General features: G+C 72.5%; 21 protein-coding genes. 12 read left to right on the top strand and 9 right to left on the bottom strand.

Translation table 11 applies throughout. The annotated features are described in order from the left end of the window. Positions 1-13: 13 nt before the first annotated feature. The 3 genes from ACFY3N_RS12655 to ACFY3N_RS12665 all read right to left on the bottom strand — a co-directional run bounded on the left by ACFY3N_RS12655 (position 14) and on the right by ACFY3N_RS12665 (position 5156). Positions 14-1246 carry a branched-chain amino acid ABC transporter substrate-binding protein gene (locus ACFY3N_RS12655; protein WP_390816634.1) on the bottom strand — a complete coding sequence of 411 codons (1233 nt, stop codon included), beginning with the start codon at positions 1244-1246 and terminating at the stop codon, positions 14-16. A 1096-nt stretch (positions 1247-2342) separates the two neighbouring features. Continuing rightward, positions 2343-2825, bottom strand: a complete 483-nt coding sequence (locus ACFY3N_RS12660; protein ID WP_390816635.1) for a PaaI family thioesterase — start codon at positions 2823-2825, stop codon at positions 2343-2345. Positions 2826-2876: 51 nt separating this feature from the next. Next, positions 2877-5156 (bottom strand): FdhF/YdeP family oxidoreductase, encoded by a 2280-nt coding sequence (locus tag ACFY3N_RS12665; RefSeq protein WP_390816636.1) that lies wholly within the window; start codon positions 5154-5156, stop codon positions 2877-2879. A 153-nt stretch (positions 5157-5309) separates the two neighbouring features. On the opposite strand from ACFY3N_RS12665, the gene polA reads away from it, so the two are divergent. Then, a complete protein-coding gene (gene polA / locus ACFY3N_RS12670; RefSeq protein WP_390816637.1) occupies positions 5310-8036 on the top strand; it encodes a DNA polymerase I in 2727 nt (908 codons plus the stop codon). 453 nt (positions 8037-8489) lie between these two features. After that, positions 8490-8843, top strand: a complete 354-nt coding sequence (locus ACFY3N_RS12675) for a hypothetical protein (protein WP_390816638.1) — start codon at positions 8490-8492, stop codon at positions 8841-8843. On the opposite strand, the gene ACFY3N_RS12680 is transcribed toward ACFY3N_RS12675, so the two are convergent. Next, on the bottom strand, positions 8767-9621 hold the full coding sequence (locus ACFY3N_RS12680) for a DUF4184 family protein (protein ID WP_390816639.1): 855 nt from the start codon (positions 9619-9621) through the stop codon (positions 8767-8769). The genes ACFY3N_RS12675 and ACFY3N_RS12680 overlap by 77 nt on opposite strands. 287 nt (positions 9622-9908) lie before the next feature. Here ACFY3N_RS12680 and ACFY3N_RS12685 point away from each other — a divergent pair, with 287 nt between their 5' ends. Further along, complete coding sequence (locus tag ACFY3N_RS12685) at positions 9909-11645, top strand: lytic transglycosylase domain-containing protein (RefSeq protein ID WP_390816640.1); 1737 nt, start codon at positions 9909-9911, stop codon at positions 11643-11645. Between the two features lie 16 nt (positions 11646-11661). Here the strand turns inward: ACFY3N_RS12685 and ACFY3N_RS12690 are convergent, their stop codons facing one another. Together ACFY3N_RS12690 and ACFY3N_RS12695 are read right to left on the bottom strand one after the other, a co-directional pair. Further along, a complete protein-coding gene (locus ACFY3N_RS12690) occupies positions 11662-14367 on the bottom strand; it encodes an ATP-dependent RNA helicase (RefSeq protein WP_390816641.1) in 2706 nt (901 codons plus the stop codon). A 4-nt stretch (positions 14368-14371) separates the two neighbouring features. Then, positions 14372-15325, bottom strand: coding sequence for a class I SAM-dependent methyltransferase (locus ACFY3N_RS12695; protein ID WP_390816642.1), 954 nt, complete (start codon positions 15323-15325; stop codon positions 14372-14374). Positions 15326-15551: 226 nt separating this feature from the next. On the opposite strand from ACFY3N_RS12695, the gene rpsA reads away from it, so the two are divergent. The 4 genes from rpsA to ACFY3N_RS12715 all read left to right on the top strand — a co-directional run bounded on the left by rpsA (position 15552) and on the right by ACFY3N_RS12715 (position 19280). Further along, positions 15552-17045 carry a 30S ribosomal protein S1 gene (gene rpsA, locus ACFY3N_RS12700; protein WP_030228486.1) on the top strand — a complete coding sequence of 498 codons (1494 nt, stop codon included), beginning with the start codon at positions 15552-15554 and terminating at the stop codon, positions 17043-17045. 235 nt (positions 17046-17280) lie between these two features. After that, positions 17281-18219 (top strand): PAC2 family protein, encoded by a 939-nt coding sequence (locus ACFY3N_RS12705; RefSeq protein WP_390816643.1) that lies wholly within the window; start codon positions 17281-17283, stop codon positions 18217-18219. A gap of 18 nt (positions 18220-18237) precedes the next feature. Then, a complete protein-coding gene (gene coaE, locus ACFY3N_RS12710) occupies positions 18238-18849 on the top strand; it encodes a dephospho-CoA kinase (protein ID WP_390816644.1) in 612 nt (203 codons plus the stop codon). Between the two features lie 50 nt (positions 18850-18899). Next, positions 18900-19280, top strand: a complete 381-nt coding sequence (locus tag ACFY3N_RS12715; RefSeq protein WP_004932551.1) for a M48 family metallopeptidase — start codon at positions 18900-18902, stop codon at positions 19278-19280. 9 nt (positions 19281-19289) lie between these two features. On the opposite strand, the gene ACFY3N_RS12720 is transcribed toward ACFY3N_RS12715, so the two are convergent. Next, the gene (locus ACFY3N_RS12720; protein ID WP_390816645.1) at positions 19290-19553 is read right to left on the bottom strand and encodes a DUF6343 family protein; all 264 of its coding nucleotides are present in this window, start codon (positions 19551-19553) and stop codon (positions 19290-19292) included. Positions 19554-19700: 147 nt separating this feature from the next. Here ACFY3N_RS12720 and ACFY3N_RS12725 point away from each other — a divergent pair, with 147 nt between their 5' ends. Further along, entirely contained in the window at positions 19701-20387 is a 687-nt protein-coding gene (locus ACFY3N_RS12725; RefSeq protein ID WP_390816646.1) for a class I SAM-dependent methyltransferase, read from the top strand. Positions 20388-20402: 15 nt separating this feature from the next. Here the strand turns inward: ACFY3N_RS12725 and ACFY3N_RS12730 are convergent, their stop codons facing one another. Further along, the gene (locus ACFY3N_RS12730; RefSeq protein WP_390816647.1) at positions 20403-21008 is read right to left on the bottom strand and encodes an RNA-binding S4 domain-containing protein; all 606 of its coding nucleotides are present in this window, start codon (positions 21006-21008) and stop codon (positions 20403-20405) included. Positions 21009-21082: 74 nt separating this feature from the next. Between ACFY3N_RS12730 and ACFY3N_RS12735 the strand changes: the two genes are divergently transcribed. The 4 genes from ACFY3N_RS12735 to glpK all read left to right on the top strand — a co-directional run bounded on the left by ACFY3N_RS12735 (position 21083) and on the right by glpK (position 25350). Continuing rightward, entirely contained in the window at positions 21083-21799 is a 717-nt protein-coding gene (locus ACFY3N_RS12735) for a uracil-DNA glycosylase (RefSeq protein ID WP_390816648.1), read from the top strand. A 36-nt stretch (positions 21800-21835) separates the two neighbouring features. Continuing rightward, positions 21836-22804 carry a prolyl aminopeptidase gene (gene pip, locus ACFY3N_RS12740; RefSeq protein WP_390816649.1) on the top strand — a complete coding sequence of 323 codons (969 nt, stop codon included), beginning with the start codon at positions 21836-21838 and terminating at the stop codon, positions 22802-22804. A 173-nt stretch (positions 22805-22977) separates the two neighbouring features. Beyond that, the gene (locus ACFY3N_RS12745; protein ID WP_390816865.1) at positions 22978-23811 is read left to right on the top strand and encodes an MIP/aquaporin family protein; all 834 of its coding nucleotides are present in this window, start codon (positions 22978-22980) and stop codon (positions 23809-23811) included. 21 nt (positions 23812-23832) lie between these two features. Continuing rightward, positions 23833-25350, top strand: a complete 1518-nt coding sequence (gene glpK, locus ACFY3N_RS12750; RefSeq protein WP_390816650.1) for a glycerol kinase GlpK — start codon at positions 23833-23835, stop codon at positions 25348-25350. A gap of 21 nt (positions 25351-25371) precedes the next feature. Here the strand turns inward: glpK and ACFY3N_RS12755 are convergent, their stop codons facing one another. After that, entirely contained in the window at positions 25372-25563 is a 192-nt protein-coding gene (locus ACFY3N_RS12755; RefSeq protein WP_390816651.1) for a hypothetical protein, read from the bottom strand. Positions 25564-25632 lie beyond the last annotated feature (69 nt).

Here is a 25632-nt window from a genome sequence, read left to right on the forward strand (position 1 = left end):
GGGGGTCCCTGGCTCAGTCCACCTTGGGCGAGGCGCTGTACTCGGGAGCCCAGGCGTTGCCCTTGACCTTGTAGGCGGTCATCAGGGTGTTGGTGGTGTCACCGAACTCGTCGAAGGAGACGGTGCCGGTGACGCCGTCGAACTTGACCTTGCTCATGGCGTCCAGGACGGCCTTGCGGGCGTCGGTCGGGACCTTGCCGTCGTTGCCGTCGACGGCCAGCTTGATGGCCTCGATGATCGACCAGGTGGCGTCGTAGGTGAGGCCGCCGTAGGCCTCGTACGCGTCCTCGAAGCCCTCGGCCTTGTAGTTCGCGATGAACTCCTTGGCGGAGGGGAGCTGCTCGACCGGCTTGCCCACGGAGGTGGCGAGGTCGCCCTCGGCCTTCTTGTTGAGCTTCGGGAACTCGCCGGAGTAGATGCCGTCGCCGCCCATCAGCGGGATGTTCTGGCCGCTGTCCTTGAGCTGCTGGCTCAGCGGGGCGGCGGCCGGGTACTCGCCGCCGTAGTAGAGGGCCTCGGCGCCGGTCTTCCTGATCTTGGCGACGACGGCGTTGAAGTCGCGGTCGTCGGGGTTGATGTGGTCGTTGCCGACGATCTTGCCACCGAGCTTGGTGAAGTTCGTCTTGAAGGAGGCGGCCAGGCCCGCGCCGTAGGTCTTCTGGTCGTCGATCAGGTAGACCTTCTTCTTGCCGGCCTTGGTGTAGAGGTACTCGGCGGCGAAGGCACCCTGGATCTCGTCCGTGGTGGCGGTGCGGAAGAAGGTGTCGAACTGGCGGACCGAGTCGCCGGTCTTCCAGCCGTCGCCCTGGGTCAGCTCGGTGCCGGTGTTGGCCGGGGAGACCTGGACCAGGCCGGCGTCGTTGAACGGCTTCTGCATCTGCTGGGAGACGCTGGAGTTCAGCGGGCCGACGACGCCGAGGACGTCCTTGTTGCTGATGAACTTCTGGGCGTTCTGCTGGCCGACGGAGGGCTGCGCCTGGTCGTCGAGGGGCTCGAGCTCGAACTCGACTCCCTTGACGTACTCCTCCTTGTTGGCCGTCTTCACGGCGAGCTCGGCGGAGTTGCGCATGCCGAGACCGAGGGCCGAGAGGTCGCCGGTCAGCGGGGCGTCGATGCCGATCACGACAGTGGTCTTGTCGCCGCCGCCACTGCCGTTGCTGCTGTCGTCGCGCGACCCGCATGCGGTGAGGGTGAGCGATCCCGCCGCGAGTGCCGCGGTGAGGGCGATGAGCGAACGTTGACGCACGATCCAGTCCTTTCCCCTGACGGCCGTTCCCCGATGGAAATGGCCGAGTCGAGCGCTGGGCCGACGTGACAATCGGGCTGGCGCGGTGACTGGCCGTGACTCTAAGCGGGTGGGGGGAACGGGGAGGAGGGTCTGGCCAAGGCTGTGACTCTCTTGTTATGACACGACGTATTGCAGAGCGGTACTGCCTGGGGGGAACGGCGGAATTCTCGCCGTTTTGCCCTGTCCGCATGGTGAGAAACCGCAGGACCCGGCGCGGTGCGTTCAGGTGTATCGAGGGTTTTGGTAATGACCCGGAAGTGTTGCCGAAAGCGACTCCCGGGGCCCGGGGGAGGGGTGTGCGCCCCAGGGTCGGCGGAGGTGGGGCGGGTGGCCGTATTGCGCGCGTATTACACAGAGTTACGTCCGGGAAAGGGGGTCCGGCGTTTCCGGTTCTTTCTCCCATTCCGCCGCGGATGGGGTGACGGAGGGCGCCGTGTGGGGTATGGGGGCGGAGGGAGAATTCCGTGTAATGGCCACTGAAATCCGGGGTTCCGTACCGCGCCGGACGCTGAATTCGGCGTTCCGGATTATCGGTCCATAGGCTTTGGCCTGCGGTTCTTCATCAACCGCCGGGCGGATTCGGGGACATCGCCACGGTCTGTCGCCGCGGTATCGGTCGATGCACTCCCCGAGTACCTGACGAACCGTCAACTTCCCTGCCTCATCCGTGCCTTGACGTTTCCCGGCGGGGTGTGCGGCGTCCACGGCCGCGCGGGGTGTCCTGCTGTCCGTTGGGCGGGCCCACGGGCCGGCGGCCGTCGTCGGGCCCCGCGGGAGCGGGGCCCGGGGGGCCGCGCGCACGGTTCCTCGTCGGAGGCGGCGCGCGGTGACGGCGGCACGGCGCCGGTCCGCCTGCCGGACACGGTGCCCGTGCGCCCGCCGGACGCGTGGCCGGAACCGGACGCGCCGCAGCCGGTCACCACGGGGCCCGTCACGAACGCCGCCGGGGAAGACGCGTCCGAGGAGCCCCGGCCGCCCCGTGCCCGCACGGCGGGACGGCCGGCGCCCGGCGGCAGCGGTGGTGCGGGGCGGACGCTCCCCGCACCGCCCGCGGTCAGTCCGCCGCCCGCTCCCCGTCGCCGGGCCGGACGTCCCGCAGCAGGCAGGTCAGCCGCGCGGTGCACACCCTCTTGTCCGCCTCGTCGGTGATGACGATCTCGTACGTCGCCGTGGACCGCCCCCGGTGCACCGGAGTGGCGACCCCGGTGACCAGGCCGGAGCGGACGCCGCGGTGATGCGTGCAGTTGAGGTCGACGCCGACGGCGATCCTGGAGCTGCCGCCGTGCAGCATCGACCCCACCGACCCCAGCGTCTCGGCCAGTACGGCGGAGGCGCCGCCGTGCAGCAGCCCGTACGGCTGGGTGTTGCCCTCCACCGGCATCGTCCCGACGACCCGCTCCGCCGACGCCTCCAGGATCTGCACGCCCATGCGCGTGCCCAGGTGACCCGCCGAGAACAACGCCGGCAGGTCCACACCGAGCGCTGCGTACTCCTCGACGACCTCCTGCGGGAACTTCACCTGCTGCTGCTCTCCCATGGGCCCGGCTCCTTCGTCGCGCGTCGGTACGGCTCTCTGCTGAGCGAACGCTCAGTCGGTCGCCGATTGTTCCAGACGCACCACGACGGACTTGCTGGCCGGGGTGTTGCTGGTGTCCGCGGTGGCGTCCAGCGGCACCAGGACGTTCGTCTCCGGGTAGTACGCCGCCGCGCAGCCCCGCGCCGTCGGATAGTGCACGACGCGGAAACCGGGCGCCCTGCGCTCCACCCCGTCCTTCCACTCGCCGACCAGATCGACGTAACTGCCGTCCACGAGCCGCAGCTCCCGCGCGTCCTCGGGGTTGACCAGCACCACGCGGCGGCCGTTCCTGATGCCCCGGTAGCGGTCGTCGAGACCGTAGATCGTGGTGTTGTACTGGTCGTGCGAGCGCAGCGTCTGCAGCAGCAGCCGGCCCTTCGGCAGCTCGGGGTACTCCACCGGCGCGGCGGTGAAGTTGGCCTTGCCGGTGGCGGTGGGGAAGCGGCGCTCGTCGCGCGGGGCGTGCGGGAGCGCGAAGCCCTCGGGACGGGCCACGCGCGCGTTGAAGTCCTCGAAGCCGGGGATCACCCGCGCGATGCGGTCGCGGATCGTCGCGTAGTCCTTCTCGAACTCCTCCCACGGCACCGTGTCGTCCTCGCCGAGGACGCGGCGGGCCAGCCGGCACACGATGGCAGGCTCGGACAGCAGCTGCCCGCTCGCCGGTTCGAGGCGTCCGCGCGAGGCGTGCACCATGCCCATGGAGTCCTCGACCGTCACGAACTGCTCGCCGCCGCCCCGCAGATCGCGCTCCGTGCGGCCGAGCGTCGGCAGGATCAGGGCGCGCGCGCCCGTCACGGTGTGCGAGCGGTTCAGCTTGGTCGACACGTGCACCGTCAGCCGGGCCCGGCGCATCGCGGCCTCGGTGACCTCCGTGTCGGGGGAGGCGGAGACGAAGTTGCCGCCCAGGGCGAAGAAGACCTTCGCCCTCCCGTCGCGCAGGGCGCGGATGGCCCGTACGACGTCGAAACCGTGCTCGCGCGGCGGTGCGAAGCCGAACTCCCTCCCCAGGGCGTCCAGGAACGCGGGCGCGGGCCGCTCGAAGATGCCCATGGTGCGGTCGCCCTGCACATTGGAGTGACCGCGCACCGGGCACACGCCCGCACCCGGGCGGCCGATGTTGCCGCGCAGCAGGAGGAAGTTGACGACCTCGCGGATCATGGGCACGGAGTGCTTGTGCTGGGTGAGCCCCATCGCCCAGCACACGATGGTGCGCTCCGATGCGAGGACCATCCGCAGGCACCGCTCGATGTCCCCGCGCGTGAGACCGGTCGCGGTGAGCGTCTCCGCCCAGTCGGCGGCGCGCGCGGCCTCGGCGAACTCCTCGTAACCGTGCGTGTGCTCGCGCACGAACTCCTCGTCGACCGCGCCGGGCGTGTCGAGGATCAGCTTGTTGAGGAGGCGGAACAGGGCCTGGTCGCCGCCGATGCGGATCTGCAGGAACAGGTCGGTCAGGGCGGCGCCGGTGGTGAGCCCCTTGGCGGTCTGCGGGTTCTTGAAGCGCTCCAGACCCGCCTCCGGCAGCGGGTTGACACTGATGATCCGCGCTCCGTTCGCCTTGGCCTTCTCCAGGGCGGACAGCATGCGCGGATGGTTGGTGCCGGGGTTCTGGCCGGCGACGATGATCAGGTCGGCCTGGTGGAGGTCCTCCAGCAGGATGCTGCCCTTGCCGACGCCGATCGTCTCCGACAGGGCCGAACCGGACGACTCGTGGCACATGTTGGAGCAGTCGGGCAGGTTGTTGGTGCCGAGCCTGCGGGCGAACAGCTGGTAGAGGAAGGCGGCCTCGTTGCTGGTGCGTCCGGAGGTGTAGAAGACGGCCTCGTCCGGGGAGCCGAGGGCGGCGATCTCCTCGGCGACGATGTCGAAGGCCCGCTCCCAGGTGACCGGCTCGTAGTGCTCGCCGCCCTCGGGGAGGTACATGGGGTGCGTCAGCCGGCCCTGCTGGCCCAGCCAGTAGCCGCTGCGGCCGGACAGGTCGGCGACCGGGTGCGCGGCGAAGAACTCCGGGGTGACCCGGCGCAGGGTGGCCTCCTCGGCCACGGCCTTCGCCCCGTTCTCACAGAACTCCGCGCGGTGCCGGTGCTCCGGCTCCGGCCAGGCGCACCCCGGGCAGTCGAAGCCGTTCTTCTGGTTCACGCTGAGCAGCGTCAGCGCCGTCCGCTTCACGCCCATCTGCTGCTGGGCCATCCGCAGGGTGTGCCCGATCGCCGGCAGCCCCGCGGCCGCGTGCTTCGGCTCGGCGACCTGCGGCGCGTCCTGGACCGGATCACCCTGGGGCGGCTTCGTCGCCATCGCGCACTCCTTGTTCCCGCACGTGTGAGGTACGCCTCCGATCCTGTCACGCGGCCCGTGTCCCGGGAACGGGGCGGGAAGGGACGGGGGCGGACCCGTTCCGCCGGCCGCGGACGGGACCGACTGTCGGTGCCACGTGGCAGGATCGGACACGTGGCAGAGACAGCATCGAAGAAGACCGAACGGACCCCCGGCGGAACCCGCCCCCGCCTGATGCTCATGGACGGGCACTCCCTCGCGTACCGCGCGTTCTTCGCGCTGCCCGCGGAGAACTTCACCACCGCGACGGGCCAGCCGACGAACGCGATCTACGGCTTCGCGTCGATGCTGGCCAACACCCTCCGTGACGAGGCCCCCACCCACTTCGCCGTCGCCTTCGACGTCTCCCGCAGGACATGGCGCTCGGAGGAGTTCACCGAGTACAAGGCGAACCGCTCCAAGACCCCGGACGAGTTCAAGGGCCAGGTCCAGCTCATCGGCGAGCTGCTCGACGCGATGCGCGCCGACCGCTTCGCCGTCGAGGGCTTCGAGGCGGACGACATCATCGCCACCCTCGCCACCCAGGCCGAGGCCGAGGGCTTCGAGGTGCTGATCGTCACCGGCGACCGGGACTCCTTCCAGCTGGTCTCCGAGCACACCACGGTGCTGTACCCGACGAAGGGCGTCTCCGAGCTGACCCGGTTCACCCCGGAGAAGGTCTTCGAGAAGTACGGCCTGACCCCCGCGCAGTACCCCGACTTCGCGGCGCTGCGCGGCGACCCGTCGGACAACCTGCCCGGCATCCCCGGCGTCGGCGAGAAGACGGCCGCGAAGTGGATCAACCAGTTCGGTTCCTTCGCCGAGCTGGTCGAGCGCGTCGAGGAGGTCAAGGGCAAGGCCGGGCAGAACCTGCGCGACCACCTGGAGTCCGTCAAGCTCAACCGCCGGCTCACCGAGCTGGAGCGCGCGGTCGAGCTGCCCAAGGGCGTCCTCGACCTGGAGCGGGCCGCCTACGACCGCAAGGCCGTGACGATGATCCTGGACACCCTGGAGATCAGGAACCCGTCGCTGCGGGAGCGGCTGTTCGCCGTCGACCCGGGCGCGGAGGAGGCCGAGGCCACCCCGGTCGCCGAGGCCGGCGTGGAGCTGGACGGCACGGTGCTGGGCACCGGCGAGCTGGCCGGCTGGCTCACCGAGCACGGCACCGGCCCGCTCGGCGTCGCCACGGTCGACACCTGGGCCCTCGGCACCGGCTCGGTCGCCGAGATCGCGCTGGCCACGTCCGCCGGACCGGCCGCCTGGTTCGACCCGTCCGAGCTGGACGAGGCCGACGAACGGGCGTTCTCGGCCTGGCTCGCCGACGCGGACCGGCCCAAGGTGTTCCACAACGCCAAGGGCGCGATGCGGGTCTTCGCCGAGCACGGCTGGACCATCGAGGGCGTCACCATGGACACCGCGCTCGCCGCGTACCTGGTGAAGCCGGGCCGCCGCTCCTTCGACCTGGACGCGCTGTCCCTGGAGTACCTGCACCGCGAGCTGGCGCCCGCCGCCGCGCCCGACGGCCAGCTGGCCTTCGGCGCCGACGACGGCGCCCAGGCCGAGGCGCTGATGGTGCAGGCCCGTGCCGTCCTCGACCTGGGCGGGGCGTTCGGGGGCCGCCTGGAGGAAGTGGGCGCGGCGGACCTGCTCCGTGACATGGAGCTGCCCACGTCCGCGCTGCTCGCCCGCATGGAGCGGCACGGCATCGCGGCCGACCGGGAGCACCTCCAGGCGATGGAGCAGATGTTCGCGGGTGCCGTGCAGCAGGCGGTGAAGGAGGCGCACGCGGCGGCGGGCCACGAGTTCAACCTGGGCTCGCCCAAGCAGCTCCAGGAGGTCCTCTTCGGCGAGCTGGCCCTGCCGAGGACGAAGCGGACGAAGACCGGTTACACCACGGACGCCGACGCCCTGGCCTGGCTCGCCACACAGACCGACAACGAACTGCCGGTGATCATGCTCCGCCACCGTGAGCAGGCGAAGCTGCGCGTCACCGTCGAGGGCCTGATCAAGACGATCGCCGCGGACGGCCGTATCCACACCACGTTCAACCAGACCGTCGCCGCGACGGGCCGTCTGTCCTCGACGGACCCCAACCTCCAGAACATCCCGGTCCGCACGGACGAGGGCCGCGCGATCCGCCGCGGCTTCGTGGTCGGCGAGGGCTTCGAGTCGCTCCTCACCGCCGACTACAGCCAGATCGAGCTGCGCGTGATGGCCCACCTCTCCGAGGACGCCGGCCTGATCGAGGCGTTCACCTCGGGCGAGGACCTGCACACCACGGCGGCGGCACAGGTGTTCTCGGTCGAGCGGTCCGCGGTGGACGCGGAGATGCGCCGCAAGATCAAGGCGATGTCGTACGGGCTGGCGTACGGGCTGTCCGCCTTCGGCCTCTCCCAGCAGCTGAACATCGAGGCGGCGGAGGCGCGCGCCCTGATGGACGCGTACTTCGAGCGCTTCGGCGGCGTACGGGACTATCTGCGCCGGGTCGTCGACGAGGCCCGGGCGACCGGCTACACGGCGACGCTCTTCGGCCGCCGCCGCTACCTGCCCGACCTCAACAGCGACAACCGCCAGCGCCGCGAGGCCGCGGAGCGCATGGCGCTGAACGCGCCGATCCAGGGCACGGCGGCCGACATCGTCAAGATCGCCATGCTGAACGTGGACCGGGCGCTGCGCGAGGCGGACCTGAGCTCCCGCATGCTCCTGCAGGTCCACGACGAAATCGTCCTGGAACTGGCCCCCGGCGAACGCGCCGCGGTGGAGGACCTGGTCCGCCGGGAAATGTCCGCCGCGGTACGGCTCCGAGTCCCCCTGGGTGTCTCGGTGGGCGCGGGCGCCGACTGGGAGTCGGCGGCCCACTGACCCGCCGCAGGCGAGGGCCGGGGCCGGGACGCCCCGGCCCTCGCCCTCGCCGAGCGAGACCCGGTCCCCCCGTTCCCGCCGCGACGACGAACACCACGGCGCGTCCCGGCGACGCCGAGCCGGCCCCCGGGGGGCAGCGCCCCGTGACCGGCCCGCCCGTGCCGTCTCCGCCGTCGTCGCCGGGACGGGGAGCACCGCCAGGGCGCAGTCCGGCGGTGCCGGGCCGGTCCGGTCCTGGCGGGTCACCGCGATGACGTCCGGCGGTGCCGGGCGTGCCCGTACCCCCTGCGCGAGCCCGCCGCCCGACCCCGCCGCCCCGGAGGGACCTTCACTCGCGTGGCCCCCGCGGAAAAGCCGCCGCCGGGACGGGCGGACACCATGCCATGCATGGGCATACGCATGCTTCACCGCACAGCGGCAGGCAACGCACCCCCGCGCCCCGGCGGACATCCGGTGTCCCCACCGGTTCCGGTCTTCGCGGCCGCCGCAAGCACCGCCCGCACCCCCGCGACCGCGCTGCGGAACGTCACGGCGCACCTCGGCCGCCGGGTCGCCGACGGCCGCCGGAGAACAGCCCGCACCCCCACCGCCGTGGGCCCCGCGGGCGAGCAGCCGCCGTGGCGGCTGTGGGCCGAGCTGGCCCGCGCCTACCTCACCCTGGCGCTCACCCTGCTGCCCCGGCCCCGCCCGGTCCGCACCGTCACCGTGTTCGTCGCGGCGAGCGACACCCTCAGCGTGCGCCCGTACGATGCGGCCGCCGCGCACCGGCGCCCGCAGGGACCCCCGTGGCCGGACGCCACACCCTGACGGCCACCGCGTACAGCGGCAGCGCGAGGACCAGCCCCGCGCCCGCGCCGAAGCACACCGTCGGAACCAGCTCCCAGGGCTTCGCGGTCGAGCCCCAGTGATCCCACCACCGCGAGGCCCGCTGCACCGCCGCCACCACCGCGCACCCGCCGAGCAGCGCCACGGCCCACCAGCGGTCCCCGGCGGACAGCGGCGGGACCCCCGAGGGCCCGGCGCCGTCCGGCACCCGCCGCAGCGCCCGCACCACGAACAGCGCGATGACGACCGCGGCCACCGCCGAGCCGCCGTACTGCAGGTACCAGTACAGCGGCGACCCGGCCACCTCCTCGCCCAGCACGGGGAACACCCGCATCCCCCACCGGTCGAGGTGCGTGAAGGCGTCCCAGACCACATGCGTCGTCGCCCCCGCCACGGCCGAGACGTACCAGCGCGCCACCAGTGACGGCCGCACCCGCGCACGCGGCGCCCCACAGCGCAGCAGCGCCGCCGCCCGCCCCTGGAGGGCCCGCGGCAACAGCGCCACCAGCGGTTCCCGCACCAGCAGCCACAGCCCCACCAGCACCCAGGCGATGAGCACGTCGACCGTGAACACACCCCGGAACCCGTGGGTGACGTCACCGAACTCCATCGCCCCGGACCGGACACTCGCCGCGTAATAGGTCATGTCGGGAGCGAAGCTGCCCGCGACCAGCACGGCCGGAACCAGGGAGCCCCGTCCGCTCCCGTCCGTGCGCACGGCGGGCAGCACCGCCGCCGCATGGCTCAGCGTGAACGGCAACGGGGCTCCTCACGAAGGTGGTTGACCGGACCCGTGGACCCGCCCGATCGGCAGGCCCCAGTATGCGGGACGCCCCGCACCGACCCCCCGCCACGCGGGAACGTGGCCAACCGGTGAATACCGGGCAGGAACGGGTGCCGGAGCAAAGGAAGTTGTCGTAGGGTCACGAGAACCGTCGCGCCGGACGCCCACAGGAGGGCAACCAGAGGGGCGGTCGGATCGTCACACCAGGGCGAACACAACACAGGCTGACGGACGCCACGGCGTCCACGGGAGGGGTTCACTCTATGGCGGCGCAATTCGGCAGGAGGCTGCGCAAGGGAGTGACGACCACCGCCGTCGCCGCGGCGGCGGTCGCGGCGCTCGCCGCCTCCCAGGCTCCGGGCGCGACCACCGACGACCAGGGCAGACGGACCACCTCGGACACCACGCCCTCGCCCGAGGAGGCCGCCGACGCCGCCGGTGCGACCGGCAACTCGCCGTACTACACGGACCTGCCGCCGCTCAACAGCCCGAACCCCGCCCCGTCCGCGAGCACCGGGACGGACGTGTCCGGCGTGACCGAGGCCGGCATACCCGCGACCGTCCTCGACGCCTACAAGAAGGCCGAGGCCGCGCTGCGCGAGAAGAAGCCCGGCTGCAACCTGCCCTGGCAACTGCTCGCCGCCATCGGCAAGGTGGAGTCCGGTCAGGCCCGCGGCGGACGCGTCGACGCCGACGGCACCACCCTCTCGCCCATCCTCGGCCCCCAGCTCGACGGCAACGGCTTCGCCCTCATCAAGGACACCGACGACGGCGCCTACGACGGCAACAGCTCCTACGACCAGGCCGTCGGCCCCATGCAGTTCATCCCCTCCACCTGGGAGTGGGCGGGCCGTGACGGCAACGGCGACGGCCGTCAGGACCCCAACAACATCTACGACGCCGCCCTCGCCGCCGGCCACTACCTGTGCCGCTTCGACTGGGACCTGTCCGACCAGCGCGACCTCGACCGGGCGATCCTCAGCTACAACAACTCGACGGAGTACCTGAACACCGTCATGTCGTGGCTGGAGTACTACCGCAGGGGCACCCACGAGATCCCGGACGGCACCGGCACACTGCCCACGGACCGCAGCGACAGCGCCACGGTGACCTCCCCGACGACGCCGAGCACGCCGGTGACGCCGAAGCCCGGCACGAAGCCGTCCAAGCCGGCCAAGCCGTCCGTCCCGGACTCCAAGCCGCCGGTCGACTCCGGTAACCCGAGCCCGCCGCCGACCGGCACCACTCCGCCCACCGCGACCGACACGGTGGACCACCTGGAGGACGCCGGCACCGCGACGCTCACCGCGATGGCGGGCGACGCGTTCACCGAGCGGATCAGCACCCGCGCGGAGACGGACGACGGCAAGGCCGTGGCCAAGGTGCGGATCCGGTTCACCATCGTCGGCGACACCGACACCACCTTCACCGGCGGCGAGAGCATGGCCGTCGTCGTCACCAACGGCTCGGGCGTCGCCGTGGCCCCCGCGCTCCAGGCGGGCGAGAAGACCGGTCCCGTCGCCGTCCAGGCCACGGTGGCCGGCCGTACGGTCAAGGGCGTCGCCTACAGGGCGACGGTCACCGAGCGCGCCGCCGACACCCTCGTCCGCACCGGCGAGGAGGCGCTCACCTGCACGCCGGGCGGCGAGTTCGCGGACACGGTCGAGCTGAAGGCCACGTACGAGGGCGTCGCCGCCGACCGGGTGGCCGCCACCGCCACGCTGATCAAGTCGGCCGACGACCCGGCCGTGAACGACAAGGGCCCCTACTTCGAGGACGCCGACGGCAAGGCCGTGCGCACCCTGAGCGGTCTGACGACGGACGCGGACGGTCTGCTGAAGCTGCCCCGGCTGTACGCGGACGACACCGCCGGCACGTTCCTGCTCCGCGTCACCACCGCGGGCGGGGCGACCGTCACGGTCGAACTGACCGTGGAGGCGGCGGCCGGGGCGGAGTCCCCGGCCCCGTCCGCCGACCCGTCGGCGAGCCCCACCGCCTGACGGAACGCGGAACCGATCACCGCCGGAGCCGGGCGTTGGTGTACCGGGTCGGCTCGGCGGTGGCCGGATCCTCCGGCCACGGGTGCCTGGGGTAGCGCCCGCGCAGTTCGGCCCGTACGCCCTGGTAGCCGTCCCGCCAGAACGAGGCGAGGTCGGCGGTCACGGCGGCGGGCCGCCCGGCCGGGGACAGCAGGTGCACCAGCAGCGGCACCCCGGCCACCCGTGGCGACTCCTGGAGCCCGAACATCTCCTGCAGCTTCACGGCGAGCACCGGCCGCTCCGGGTCGGAGTAGTCGATCCGGATTCCGGACCCGCTGGGCACGGTGATCCGCTCGGGGGCGAGCTCGTCGAGCCGTACGGCCTCGCCGGAGGCCCAGGGCAGCAGCCGCGCGAGCGCCTGCCCGGCGTCGATCCGCGCGAGATCGGCCCGCCGCCGGGCACGGCTCAGCTCCGGCTCCAGCCACTCCTCCGCGCGCGCGTGCAGCGCCTCGTCGGAGACATCGGGCCACGGCTCACCGAGCCGGCCGTGCAGGAAGGCCAGCCGCTGCCGCAGCACGGCCGCCCCGGCCGGCCACCGCAGCAGCCCGAACCCCTCCCGCCGCAGCCCGTCCAGCAGCGCGGCCCGTACGAGCGAGGGGTCGGCGCCGGTGTACGGCCGCACGGCCACCTCCACCGCCCCGAGCCGCTCGACCCGCCGCGCGACGACGTCCCCGTCGCCCCAGCACACTTCCTCCCGGTGCTCCAGCAACGCCCCCGCCGCGACCCGCGCGATCCCCTCGTCGACCACGCCCCCGAGGTGCACGCGCGCGTGCCCCCGCCCCACCGGGCGGTCGGCCACGGCAACGGCGATCCACTCGGCGCCCCGCACCTGCGATCCCGCCCCCGCCTCCGCCCGTGTCCCGCCCACCATCAGGTACGAACCGCCCTCCGCGCGGGCCACCCGCTCCGGGAACGCGAGCGCCACCACCAGCCCGGCACGCCCGTCCTCCCCGGCGAGCCCCGGTGCGGTGCGGCCGGGGGCCCGTGCGGCGGGCGCGGTCCCGGCGCGGCGCCCCGGCGCGGGAGAGGCACCCTGCGCCGGGGCGCCGAAGTCCTGTGCGGCCGGCGGGACGCCGGGCTCGACCGCGGCATCGGTCCCGTCCCCGGTGCCGGAGCCGGAACCGGCGTCGGACCCCGCCTCCGGCGGCGGCAGGGAGCCCCGTGCCGTCTCGCCGGCGGTGGCGGGGACCAGCCGGCGGAGGCGGTCGGCCTCCCTGCGCCAGCGGGTGGCGTACGGGTCGCCGCCGCGCCGGGCGGCCCGCAGCGCGGCGGCGAGGTCGTCGCCGTACTCACGCGGCGGCTCCTCGCCGATCAGGGCGACCACCTCGGCCGCGAGGTCCGGACCCACCACCGGTGCCGCGTCCAGCAGGGCGCGCCCCAGACGCGGGTGCAGGCCCAGGCCGGCCAGCCGCGCCCCGCGCTCACCGGCCCGCCCGTCGGGGCCCACCGCCCCGATCGCCGTCAGGACGGAGCGGGCCGCCGCCATCGCCCCGGCCGGCGGGGGATCCAGCAGCGCCAGCCCCGAGGCGTCCGGATCGCCCCAGCAGGCCGCCTGGAGCGCGAACGCCGTCAGGTCGGCCACCTTGATCTCGGGGGAGGGGAACCGCGGCAGCCGCGCGTCCTCCGCCTCCGCCCAGCACCGGTACACCGCCCCCGGGGCCTCGCGCCCGGCCCGTCCCGCCCGCTGCCGCCCCGCCGCGCGGGAGGCCCGTACCGTCGTCAGCGCGCCGAGCCCCCGCGCGTGGTCCACGCGCGGCTCGCGCGCCAGCCCGGAGTCCACGACCACCCGCACCCCCGGAACCGTCAGCGACGACTCCGCGACCGAGGTCGCCAGCACCACCCGGCGCCGCTCCCCGGCGGACAGCACCGCGTCCTGCACGGCGGCCGGCGCCCGCCCGTGCACCTGGAGCACGTCGACACCGCCGAGGTCCCCGAGCCGCCCGGCCACCCGGGCGATCTCGCCGACCCCCGGCAGGAACGCCAGCACGTCCCCGTCCCGCTCCGCCAGTGCCCGCCGCACCACCGACGCCACGTGCGCCAGCAGCGCAGGATCGACCCGCGTCCCGTGCGGCGGCCGCACCGCGCGCGGGGGAGGCGCCCACACCACCTCCACCGGGAACGCGGCACCGCGCGCCTCGACCACCGGCGCGTCCCCCAGCAGCCGGGCCCAGCCCTCCGCGTCCGTCGTCGCCGACGCCGCCACCAGCCGCAGCTCCGGGCGCAGGGCCTGGCGCACGTCCCACAGGAACGCCGCCGCCGTGTCCGCGTCCAGGTGCCGCTCGTGGCACTCGTCGAGCACCACCACGTCCACACCGGAAAGCTCCTGGTCGCGCTGGAGGCGCTGGAGGAGCACACCCGTCGTGACGACCTCCACGCGCGTGTGCCGTCCCACCGCCCGCTCCCCGCGCACGGTGAAACCGACCGACCCGCCGACCCGCTCGCCCAGCAGCCACGCCATCCGCCGTGCCGCCGCGCGGGCCGCGATCCGCCGCGGCTCGGCGACCACCACCCGCCGCGCGGGTCCGTCCCCGAGGAGCCCCGCCAGCGCTAGCGGCACCAGCGTCGTCTTGCCGGTCCCCGGCGGCGCCACCAGCACGGCGGTGCCGTGCGCGTCGAGCGCGCCGGTCAGCCCCGGCAGGGCCTCGCGCACGGGAAGGGCGTCCAGGGCGTCGTGACGGATCACGCACTCAGTCCCGCACGCACACGAAGATCGCCGTCCCCGGGATCAGATTCCCGCGCAGCGGCGACCAGCCGCCCCACTCGGAGGTGTTCCAGGCCGGCCACTCCGGCTCCACCAGGTCCACCAGCCGGAACCCCGAGGCGACGACGTCACGGACGCGGTCCCCGAGCGTCCTGTGGTGCTCCACGTACACCGCGCGGCCCCCCTCGTCCTGCTCGACGTAGGGAGTGCGGTCGAAGTACGACGCGGACACGCTCAGCCCCTCCGGGCCGGGCTCGTCCGGGAACGCCCAGCGGATCGGATGCGTGACCGAGAAGACCAGCCGGCCGCCGGGCCGCAGCACCCGCCGCACCTCGCGCAGCACCAGCCGCGGATCGGCGACGAAGGGCAGCGCCCCGTACGCCGAGCAGGCCAGGTCGAAGGAGCCGTCCGCGAACGGCAGCGCGCACGCGTCGGCGCACACCAGCGGGACCGGCCCGCCGATCCGCAGGGCGTGCTGCAACTGCCGGTGCGAGATGTCCAGCGCCACCGGCCGCGCCCCCTGCGCGGCCAGCCAGCGCGAGCACTGCGCCGCGCCGGCGCCCAGTTCCAGGACGTCCCGCCCCTTCAGCTCCTCCGGCGGGCCGAGCAGTTCCGCCTCCACCTCGTCCAGGCCCTCGGGCCCCCACACGAAGCGGTCGTCGCCGAGGAACGTGCCGTGCTCGATCTGGTACTCGTCCGCGTTGCGGTCCCACCAGCCCCGGTTGGCGCGGGAGCTCTCCGTGACACCGGCCTGCCGCCGGGTCGCCTCCGGTTCGGGTGCTTCGGGCTCTTGGATGATGGGCTCCCTCGTCGTACTCTTCCGTCCAGCCGGTCCCCGCCGTGTCGCCGAAGGGGTCTCTCCCTCGCCCCCGCACGGCCTCGGAGCACCGCAGTTGTGCCGGTTATGCGGCGATCCGCCCCGGGTGGGTGCTTCGCGCATTGACCCTGCCCGGCTGCCCCCGTATGCTACAAGTTGCGCTGCGAGCCTGCGCACCTCAGACGTAGCAGGCTGCGCTTGCATCTGTTGTATGTCCCCTCGGTTCTCGAGGCGTCATCACTGGTCAACGGTGGGACGCTTCCTTGGCTGTCCGGCTTCTGCAGAGCGAAACGGGCTCCGGCGTAGCAGTACCTACGACTTCAATGTCCGTACCGGAGCCCTTTCCCACATGACGAGCAGCACCGAGACCACCGCCACCACCCCGCAGGTTGCGGTCAACGACATCGGTAACGAGGAAGCCTTCCTCGCAGCGATCGACGAGACGATCAAGTACTTCAACGACGGCGACATCGTCGACGGCGTCATCGTGAAGGTCGACCGGGACGAGGTCCTGCTCGACATCGGTTACAAGACCGAAGGTGTCATCCCGAGCCGCGAGCTCTCGATCAAGCACGACGTCGACCCGAACGAGGTCGTCGCCGTCGGCGACGAGATCGAGGCCCTGGTCCTCCAGAAGGAGGACAAGGAAGGCCGCCTGATCCTCTCGAAGAAGCGCGCCCAGTACGAGCGTGCCTGGGGCACCATCGAGAAGATCAAGGAAGAGGACGGCATCGTCACCGGTACCGTCATCGAGGTCGTCAAGGGTGGTCTCATCCTCGACATCGGCCTCCGCGGCTTCCTCCCGGCCTCCCTGGTCGAGATGCGCCGTGTCCGCGACCTCCAGCCCTACGTGGGCAAGGAGCTCGAGGCGAAGATCATCGAGCTGGACAAGAACCGCAACAACGTGGTCCTGTCCCGCCGTGCCTGGCTGGAGCAGACCCAGTCCGAGGTCCGCCAGACGTTCCTCACCACCCTCCAGAAGGGTCAGGTCCGTTCCGGCGTCGTCTCCTCGATCGTCAACTTCGGTGCCTTCGTGGACCTGGGCGGCGTCGACGGTCTGGTCCACGTCTCCGAGCTGTCCTGGAAGCACATCGACCACCCCTCCGAGGTCGTCGAGGTCGGCCAGGAGGTCACCGTCGAGGTCCTCGACGTCGACATGGACCGCGAGCGTGTCTCCCTGTCGCTGAAGGCGACCCAGGAAGACCCGTGGCAGCAGTTCGCCCGTACCCACCAGATCGGCCAGGTCGTGCCCGGCAAGGTCACGAAGCTGGTTCCGTTCGGTGCGTTCGTCCGCGTGGACGAGGGCATCGAGGGTCTGGTCCACATCTCCGAGCTGGCCGAGCGCCACGTGGAGATCCCGGAGCAGGTCGTCCAGGTCAACGACGAGATCTTCGTCAAGGTCATCGACATCGACCTCGAGCGCCGTCGCATCAGCCTCTCGCTGAAGCAGGCCAACGAGGCCTTCGGCGCCGACCCGTCGGCGGTCGAGTTCGACCCGACCCTGTACGGCATGGCCGCGTCCTACGACGACCAGGGCAACTACATCTACCCCGAGGGCTTCGACCCCGAGACCAACGACTGGCTCGAGGGCTACGAGACCCAGCGCGAGGCGTGGGAGACCCAGTACGCCGAGGCGCAGCAGCGCTTCGAGCAGCACCAGGCGCAGGTCATCAAGTCCCGCGAGGCGGACGAGAAGGCCGCTGCCGAGGGTGGCGAGGCCGCCGCTCCGGCCGCGTCCGGTGGCGGTTCGTACTCCTCCGAGGGCGGCGACCAGTCCGGTGCGCTGGCTTCGGACGAGGCGCTGGCCGCTCTGCGCGAGAAGCTGGCGGGTGGACAGAGCTGAACGCTCTCCGCTGACGCCTAGCGGTTGACTGAGGGGCCGTACCTTTCGGGGTACGGCCCCTCAGTGCTGCGTTTCGGGAGGCGGGCCGGCCGCGGGACCGGTGGGGGCTCCCGCCCGGTTCCCCGCGCCCCCTGGGGGGAGTCGCCCGCGCCCTTGACGACGGGCCGCCCGCGCCCGGGAATGTCGGTGCCGTGTGTCACGTTGTGCTGTACGGACATGAGGAGGAGCGGTCACTGTGCTTGATCCGCAGGGTTTGTACGCATGGGAGCCGAAGGGGCTCGGCGTCGTCGACATGGCGCTGGCCCAGGAGTCGGCCGGACTTGTCATGCTCTACCACTTCGACGGATACATCGACGCGGGGGAGACCGGGGACCAGATCGTCGACCGGCTGCTCGACTCGCTGCCCCACCAGGTCGTCGCCCGGTTCGACCACGACCGGCTCGTCGACTACCGCGCCCGGCGCCCGCTGCTGACCTTCACCCGCGACCGGTGGAGCGACTACGAGGTGCCCGCCATCGAGGTGCGCCTCGTCCAGGACGCCACGGGAGCGCCCTTCCTGCTGCTCTCCGGGCCCGAACCGGACGTGGAGTGGGAGCGCTTCGCCGCCGCCGTCCAGCAGATCGTGGAGCGGCTCGGCGTACGCCTGTCGGTGAACTTCCACGGCATCCCCATGGGCGTCCCGCACACCCGGCCCGTCGGTCTCACCCCGCACGGCAACCGCGCCGACCTCGTCCCGGTGGCCGGCAGCGCCTTCGACGAGGCGCAGGTGCCCGGCAGCGCCGAGGCGCTCGTCGAGTACCGGCTCATGCAGGCCGGGCACGACGTCCTGGGCGTCGCCGCGCACGTGCCGCACTACATCGCCCGTTCGCCGTACCCGGACGCGGCGCTGACCGCCCTGGAGGCCATCACGGCCGCGACGGGCCTGGTCCTGCCCGGTGTCGCCCACGGGCTGCGCACCGACGCCCACCGCACCCAGACGGAGATCGACCGCCAGATCCAGGAGGGCGACGACGAACTCACCGCCCTCGTCCAGGGCCTCGAGCACCAGTACGACGCCGCGGCGGGCGCGGAGACCCGGGGCAACATGCTCGCCGAGCCGGTGGAGATCCCGTCGGCGGACGAGATCGGCCGCGAGTTCGAACGCTTCCTGGCGGAGCGGGAGGGCGACGGCTGACGCCGTAGGCTGCTCCCCATGCTGAAAGTGGGCCTGACCGGCGGTATCGGTGCCGGCAAGAGCGAGGTGTCGCGGCTGCTCGTCGAGTGCGGGGCCGTGCTGATCGACGCGGACCGGATCGCGCGTGAGGTAGTCGAACCGGGGACGCCCGGTCTCGCGGCGGTCGTGGACGCCTTCGGCCCGGAGGTCCTCACCGCGGACGGCCGGCTCGACCGGCCCAAGCTGGGCTCCGTCGTCTTCGCCGACCCGGAGAGACTGGCCGTCCTCAACTCGATCGTCCACCCCCTGGTGGGCGCCCGCTCCCGCGAGCTGGAGGAGGCCGCCGCCGAGGACGCCGTGGTGGTCCACGACGTCCCCCTCCTCACGGAGAACGGCCTGGCCCCCCTCTACGACCTCGTGATCGTCGTCGACGCGAGCCCCGAAACCCAGCTCGACCGGCTCGTGGGCCGGCGCGGCATGACGGAGGAGGACGCACGCGCGCGGATGGCCGTCCAGGCGACCCGCGAGCAGCGCCGGGAGATCGCCGACCTCGTCATCGACAACGACGTCCCCCTCGACGAGCTGGAACAGCGCGTCAAGGACGTGTGGTCCGGGCTCGTCCGCCGGGCGCGGACCTCCCACCCGGAATAGCGGGTGCCGGACGGGGCGTTGAACCCCTTCAGCGAGGGAAGGATCCCGCCGTGCCCGAGACCAGCGGTTCGACCGGACGTACGCCGGAAACGCATGTCATCGACTTCCGTGCCGCCGAGCAGCTGCTCGCCTCCCGCGATCCGAGGGGCGCGGTGAAGCTGCTCGACGGCGTCATAGACGTCCATCCGGAGAACACCGCCGCTCGGCTGCTGCGCGCCCGTGCCTTCTTCGCGGCGGCCCAGCTGCGCCCCGCCGAGCTGGAGTTCTCCCTCGTCCTGGAGCGCGAGCCGGACAACGCCTTCGCCCACTTCGCGCTCGCCCGCACCTACCAGCGGCAGGGCCGCCCCCACCCGGCCAAGCGCCACTTCCGGCTGGCGGCCGCGCTGGACCCGAACCCCGAGTACCTGAAGGCGGCCCGCTTCGACGCGTGACGGCCCGCGCTACGGGCGGCTCCTCGGCGGCTGGTACGGAGGCACGTCGCGCCCCGGCTGGTAATGCGGGCCCTGGCGGATGTGCCGCAGGACGACGACCAGGTCGACCGTGACGACCAGCCACAGCAGCCCGCAGACGAGGGCCCAGCCCGGATACCCCGCGAGCGCGAACGCCACCGTGCCGGACACCGTCCAGACCACGCCCCACACGCTCAGCCAGAAACGCATCCGCAGAGGACTGCGCGCGGTCGCCGGCTCACTGCCCGTACGCATCGCGGTCACCACCCCGTCCGCACCGGTCTCGTGCGTTCCGGGTTCCCCGAACCGGGGCCGGGACCACGCGTCACTCGGTCGGATGAACCAGAACGAAGAGGGAACGGGCGTGCGGAGACCGGCCGTTTGACGGATATGGAACGGAACATGCGTGAGGGCTACGAGGGGACGGGCCCCGGGGCGATCACCCCGGACGGCTGCGCGGTGGAGCTGTACGCGCGGCTGCCCGTCGGGGACGAGCCGGACATCATCGCCGCCGCGGTGCCGGCGCGGGCGCGGATCCTGGAGCTGGGCAGCGGCGCGGGGCGGATGACCCACGCGCTGCTGGAGCGCGGCTTCGAGGTCACGGCGGTGGACGAGTCCGCCGAGATGCTGGCGCGGGTGCGCGGGGCGCGGACGATATGCGGCCCCGTGGAGCGGCTCGACCTCGGCGAGACGTTCGACGTGGTGCTGCTCGCGTCGTTCCTGGTGCACGCGGGGGACGTCGAGGTGCGGCGGGGCATGCTGCGCACCTGCGTGCGGCATCTGGCGAAGGGCGGGTGCGTGCTGATCCAGCGGGAGGGCGAGGACTACCACACCGATGTGCCGCGCGAGCGGGTGGACCCGGCCGGCTTCACGGTGCGGATCGTGTCGGTGGAGCCGGCCGGGGACGGGGTCGACTCGGTGCACGCGGAGTACGTGTTCCCGGACGCGACCTGGACCCAGACGTTCCGCGCCCGCCCCCTGACGAGGGAGCGGTTCGAGGAGGCACTGGCGGAGGCGGGCCTGAAGGTGGACCGGTACCTGACGGAGGACCGGGTGTGGGTGAGGGCGGTGCCGGTGTCCGGGACCTGAGCGCGCGGCCCGCGTTCACGGCCGGGCCGCACCACCGGTCCCCTTGCCCCGGGGCTTGCGTCCGCCTGCCGTCCCGCGTCCGGCGGACCCACCCCGCCTGCCGGTTCCGCCGGGCGCGGCGCCCGGGTCACCGCTGCCGCCCGGTCCGCCGGGTCCCCCGGGCCCGCCGAACGGGCCGGGCCCGCCCAGCCCGCGCAGCCGCTCCATCTCCCGGCGGTCGCGCTTGGTCGGGCGGCCCGCGCCGCGGTCGCGGACACCGGCCGGGGCGACGGCCTCGCGGGGCGGGGGCGGCGGGGAGTTGTCGATGTAGCACTGGACGGCCACGGGGGCGCCGACCCGCTTGCGGATCAGCCGCTTGACGACGACGATCCGCTCCCGGGTCTCGGCCCGCAGCCGCACCTCGTCACCGACGCGGAGGGAGTGCGAGGGCTTCACGCGCTCGCCGTTCACCCGGACGTGCCCGCCCTTGCAGGCGGCGGCGCCGAGCGACCGCGTCTTGACCAGCCGCACCGACCAGATCCAGCTGTCGATCCGCACGGACTCACCACTGCCCGGACCCGCCGCCTCGGCGGCGGCCACGGCGGCGGCGGTCCTGGGGTCCTCGGCACTCTCAGAAGCCATGGTCCCGACCTTAACTCCCGGGCCCGGCCGGTGGTGCGGGGTTTTCTCCCGCCCCGAACACCTACCGTGGAGCCATGGACCCCCATGGCCTCGACCGGCTCGACCGGCGCATCGCCGGCTGCCGTGCCTGCCCCCGGCTGGTCGACTGGCGTGAGGAGGTCGCCCGGACCAAGCGGGCCGCGTTCGCGGACTGGACGTACTGGGGGAGGCCGGTGCCCGGATTCGGGCCGGCGGACGCCCGGCTGCTGATCGTCGGCCTGGCGCCCGCCGCCCACGGGGGCAACCGCACCGGCCGGATGTTCACCGGGGACCGTTCCGGGGACGTGCTGTACCAGGCGCTGTACGACGTGGGGCTCGCCTCGCAGCCGGACTCCACCCGCGCCGGGGACGGTCTGGAGCTGTACGGCGTGCGCGTCACCTCGCCCGTGCACTGCGCCCCGCCCGCCAACAGGCCCACCCCCGAGGAGCGGGACGCCTGCCGGCCCTGGCTGGTGCAGGAGCTGCGTCTGCTGCGGCCGACGGTACGGGCCGCGCTCGTCCTGGGGGCCTTCGGCTGGCAGGCCGCGCTGCCCGCGTTCGCCGAGGCCGGCTGGACCGTGCCCCGGCCCCGGCCCGCCTTCGCGCACGGAGCCCACGTCACCCTGGACGCCCCCGACGGATCCGGCCTCCACCTCTTCGGCTGCTTCCACGTCAGCCAGCGCAACACGTTCACGGGCCGGCTCACCCCCGAGATGCTCCGCGACGTCCTGCGCGCGGCGGCCGGGGCGGCGGGACTGCCCGCGCGGAAATGAGATGAGCGGCCCCGCCGCCGGCACTACGGTGTTCCGATGGCCAGGTATCCGGAGATCGAACCGTACGACCACGGCATGCTCGACGTCGGTGACGGCAACCGCGTTCATTGGGAGACCAGCGGCAACCCGCGGGGCAAACCCGCGGTGGTGCTGCACGGCGGGCCGGGCTCCGGCGCCGGCCCGAACCTCCGGCGCTACTTCGACCCCGCCGCCTACCGCATCGTGCTGCTCGACCAGCGCGGAGCCGGTCGTTCGACACCGCCCGCGAGCGACCACACCACCGACATGCGCGTCAACACGACCGCCCACCTCATGGCGGACCTGGAGCGCCTGCGCACCCACCTCGGCATCGAGCGGTGGCTGGTGTGGGGCGTGTCGTGGGGCTCGGTGCTCGGACTGCGGTACGCGCAGACACACCCGGGGGTCGTGTCCGAACTCGTGCTGACCGGAGTCGCCACCGGTTCCCACGCCGAAGTGGCCCTGCTGACCCGCGGGCTGGGGCGGGTCTTCCCGGAAGCCCACGAACGCCTCCTCGCCGCGCTGCCCGCCGACGAGCGCGACGGCAACCTGGCCGCCGCCTGCAACAGGCTGCTGGAGTCACCCGACCCGCGGGTCCGGGAACGGGCCGCGAAGGCCTGGACCGACTGGGAGACGGCGATGATCCCCGCGCCCCCGGACTCGGTCCCACGCTTCCGGGACCCGGTGTTCCGCATGGGCTTCGCCCGTACCGTCACCCACTACTGGGGCAACGACCACTTCCTCGGCGACGGCGGCGACGACCAGGAGGTCGTCCTGCGCGACGCCCACCTCCTCAAGGGCGTCCCCGGCACCCTCGTCCAGGGCAGCCTCGACCTCGGCAACCTCCTCGGCATCGTCTGGCGCCTCCACCACGCCTGGCCGGACAGCGAGTTGACGATCGTGGACGAGGCCGGTCACGACGCGGGCGACGCCGGTGACGCCGCGCTGGTGGCGGCGACGGACCGGTACGCGCGCCGCGGCGGATGAGCGCCGTCCCCCCTTGCTCCAAGGGAGGGAAATCCGGCTCTCCACAGGCATGATCCGCACGGTGGACCTACGCTTTCGACGAGGGGAGGGAAAAATGTAATTCCAGCCGAGGAGGGCCGGTGGCCGAACGCATCGCGAAACGACGAGGCTATCGAGAAGGCATCGCCGGCGATATGCTCGCCGAATTCCTGGGCACGTTCGTCCTGCTTCTGCTGGGTATCGGATCCGTGGCCGTGGCCGTCGTCGGACTGCCCGGCTCGGGCCGGCAAATGGTGGAGTTCGGGCCCGCCAACTGGCTCATCATCTCGTGGGGCTGGGGACTCGCCGTCGTGTTCGGCGTCTATGTGGCCGGCGGTGTCAGCGGCGCCCACCTCAATCCCGCCGTGACGCTGGCCTTCGCCGTACGCCGGGACTTCCCGTGGCGCAAGGTGCTTCCCTACTGGCTCGCACAGGTCCTGGGCGCCTTCGTCGCCGCCGCACTCGTCTACGCCTGCTACCGGTGGGCGATCGACGCGGCCAACGCCAAGGAAGGGATCACGCGGGAGGAGTCGCTGGGGACCTATTCCATCTTCGCCACGTTCCCCGCCGAATACTTCGGGGATTCCTGGTGGGGTCCTCTGCTCGACCAGATCGTCGGAACGGGAATTCTGCTCCTGCTGATCTGTGCGCTCATCGACACCCGCAACACGGCTCCGATGTCGAATCTCCATCCGTTCCTCATCGGTCTGGTGGTCGTCGCCATCGGCCTGACGTTCGGTACCAACGCCGGATACGCGATCAATCCCGCACGCGATTTCGGCCCCCGGCTGTTCACGTTCTTCGAGGGCTGGGGGTCGATCGCCCTGCCCGGATCGTTCGAATGGTTCAGCGGGTACTGGTGGATTCCCATCGTCGGCCCGCTCATCGGCGCGATCCTCGGAACCGTCGTGTACGACCTGTTCATCGGCCCGGTGCTCAAGACGAGGGCGGGGGAGCCCGAAGAGGGCCCGGCCACCGAAGAATCCTAGGCACACCAGGAGGTGGCAGCGATGCCCGAATTCGTCGGCGCCGTGGACCAGGGGACCACCAGCACCCGCTTCATGATCTTCGACCACTCCGGGAACGAGGTGGCCAGGCACCAGCTCGAGCACCAGCAGATCCTCCCGCGCTCGGGCTGGGTGGAGCACGACCCGGTGGAGATCTGGGAGCGCACCAACACGGTGATCCAGAACGGCCTCCGTGACGGAGGGCTGTCGGCCACCGATCTGGTGGCCATCGGCATCACCAACCAGCGCGAGACGACCGTGGTCTGGGACCCGCGCACCGGCCGCCCCTACTACAACGCCGTCGTCTGGCAGGACACCCGCACCGACAGCATCGCCGCCGCCCTCGAACGCGACGGCCGCGGCGACGTCATCCGCCACAAGGCGGGCCTGCCGCCGGCGACCTACTTCTCCGGCGGCAAGATCAAGTGGCTGCTGGAGAACGTGGACGGACTGCGCGAGGCCGCCGAGGCGGGTCACGCCCTGTTCGGCAACACGGACGCCTGGGTGCTGTGGAACCTCACCGGCGGCCCGGGCGGCGGCGTGCACGCCACCGACGTGACCAACGCCAGCCGCACCATGCTGATGAACCTGGAGACGCTGGACTGGGACGACGAACTCCTGGACGTTTTCGGCATCCCCCGCGCGATGCTGCCGGCCATCCACCCCTCCTCCGACCCCGAGGCGTACGGCACGGCCCGCACCTCCCGGCCGCTGGGCGCCGCCGTTCCGATCACCGGCGTACTGGGCGACCAGCACGCGGCGACCGTCGGCCAGGTCTGCTTCTCCCCGGGCGAGGCCAAGAACACCTACGGCACCGGCAACTTCCTGGTCCTCAACACCGGCACGGAACCGGTGCGCTCGGAGCACGGGCTGCTCACGACGGTGGCGTACCAGTTCGCGGGCAGCCCCGCGGTGTACGCGCTGGAGGGCTCCATCGCCGTCACCGGCGCCGCCGTGCAGTGGCTGCGCGACCAGCTGAAGATCATCAGGAGTGCCCCGGAGAGCGAGCAGCTGGCCCGCCAGGTGGACGACAACGGCGGGATGTTCTTCGTCCCGGCCTTCTCCGGCCTGTTCGCCCCGTACTGGCGCTCCGACGCCCGGGGCGCCATGGTCGGGCTGGCCCGCTACAACACCGGCGCCCACATCGCCCGGGCCACGCTGGAGGCCATCTGCTACCAGAGCCGTGACGTGGTCGAGGCCATGGAGCAGGACTCGGGCGTCCACCTGGACGTGCTCAAGGTCGACGGCGGCGTCACCGCGAACGACCTGTGCATGCAGATCCAGGCCGACGTGCTGGGCGTCCCGGTCAGCCGCCCCGTGGTCGCCGAGACCACCGCGCTGGGCGCCGCCTACGCCGCCGGGCTCGCCGTAGGCTTCTGGCGCGACACCGACGAGCTGCGTTCCCACTGGCAGGAGTCGAAGCGCTGGGAGCCGCAGTGGAGCGAGGAGCGGCGCCGCGACGGCTACCAGGACTGGAAGCGCGCCGTGGAACGCACCCTGGACTGGGTCAAGATCACCTGAACCGCGCTCCGCGTCCGTGCCTCAGCGGTCGGCGATGTCCTCGCGCAGGCCGTCGGAGAACTCCCACCACGCCAGCGAGAGCCAGTCACCGTTGACGAAGGCGTCGACGGACGAGCCGCGACCGCGGACCGTCACGGTCGTCCCCGGCGGGTAGACGGTGCCGGAGAGCCCCGGCACCGGAACGAGCAGGGTTCCCAGTCTCTGTGCTGCCATTTCCCGCCTCTTTCCGTTCTCGGCGCGGTACCGGACACGTATGACCCCTTCGTTCGCAGATTACCGGTT

Source organism: Streptomyces sp. NPDC000348, from assembly GCF_042898795.1.
Taxonomy (GTDB): domain Bacteria; phylum Actinomycetota; class Actinomycetes; order Streptomycetales; family Streptomycetaceae; genus Streptomyces.

Coding starts and splice junctions, on each gene's coding strand:
- ACFY3N_RS12660 (WP_390816635.1), bottom strand. CDS start 2,825: ATGGGAGAGCAGCAGCAGGTGAAGTTCCCGCAGGAGGTCGTCGAGGAG.
- ACFY3N_RS12665 (WP_390816636.1), bottom strand. CDS start 5,156: ATGGCGACGAAGCCGCCCCAGGGTGATCCGGTCCAGGACGCGCCGCAG.
- ACFY3N_RS12685 (WP_390816640.1), top strand. CDS start 9,909: ATGGCGGCGCAATTCGGCAGGAGGCTGCGCAAGGGAGTGACGACCACC.
- ACFY3N_RS12695 (WP_390816642.1), bottom strand. CDS start 15,325: ATGCGCGAAGCACCCACCCGGGGCGGATCGCCGCATAACCGGCACAAC.
- rpsA (WP_030228486.1), top strand. CDS start 15,552: ATGACGAGCAGCACCGAGACCACCGCCACCACCCCGCAGGTTGCGGTC.
- coaE (WP_390816644.1), top strand. CDS start 18,238: ATGCTGAAAGTGGGCCTGACCGGCGGTATCGGTGCCGGCAAGAGCGAG.
- ACFY3N_RS12720 (WP_390816645.1), bottom strand. CDS start 19,553: ATGCGTACGGGCAGTGAGCCGGCGACCGCGCGCAGTCCTCTGCGGATG.
- ACFY3N_RS12725 (WP_390816646.1), top strand. CDS start 19,701: ATGCGTGAGGGCTACGAGGGGACGGGCCCCGGGGCGATCACCCCGGAC.
- ACFY3N_RS12730 (WP_390816647.1), bottom strand. CDS start 21,008: ATGGCTTCTGAGAGTGCCGAGGACCCCAGGACCGCCGCCGCCGTGGCC.
- ACFY3N_RS12735 (WP_390816648.1), top strand. CDS start 21,083: ATGGACCCCCATGGCCTCGACCGGCTCGACCGGCGCATCGCCGGCTGC.
- pip (WP_390816649.1), top strand. CDS start 21,836: ATGGCCAGGTATCCGGAGATCGAACCGTACGACCACGGCATGCTCGAC.
- ACFY3N_RS12745 (WP_390816865.1), top strand. CDS start 22,978: ATGCTCGCCGAATTCCTGGGCACGTTCGTCCTGCTTCTGCTGGGTATC.
- glpK (WP_390816650.1), top strand. CDS start 23,833: ATGCCCGAATTCGTCGGCGCCGTGGACCAGGGGACCACCAGCACCCGC.
- ACFY3N_RS12755 (WP_390816651.1), bottom strand. CDS start 25,563: ATGGCAGCACAGAGACTGGGAACCCTGCTCGTTCCGGTGCCGGGGCTC.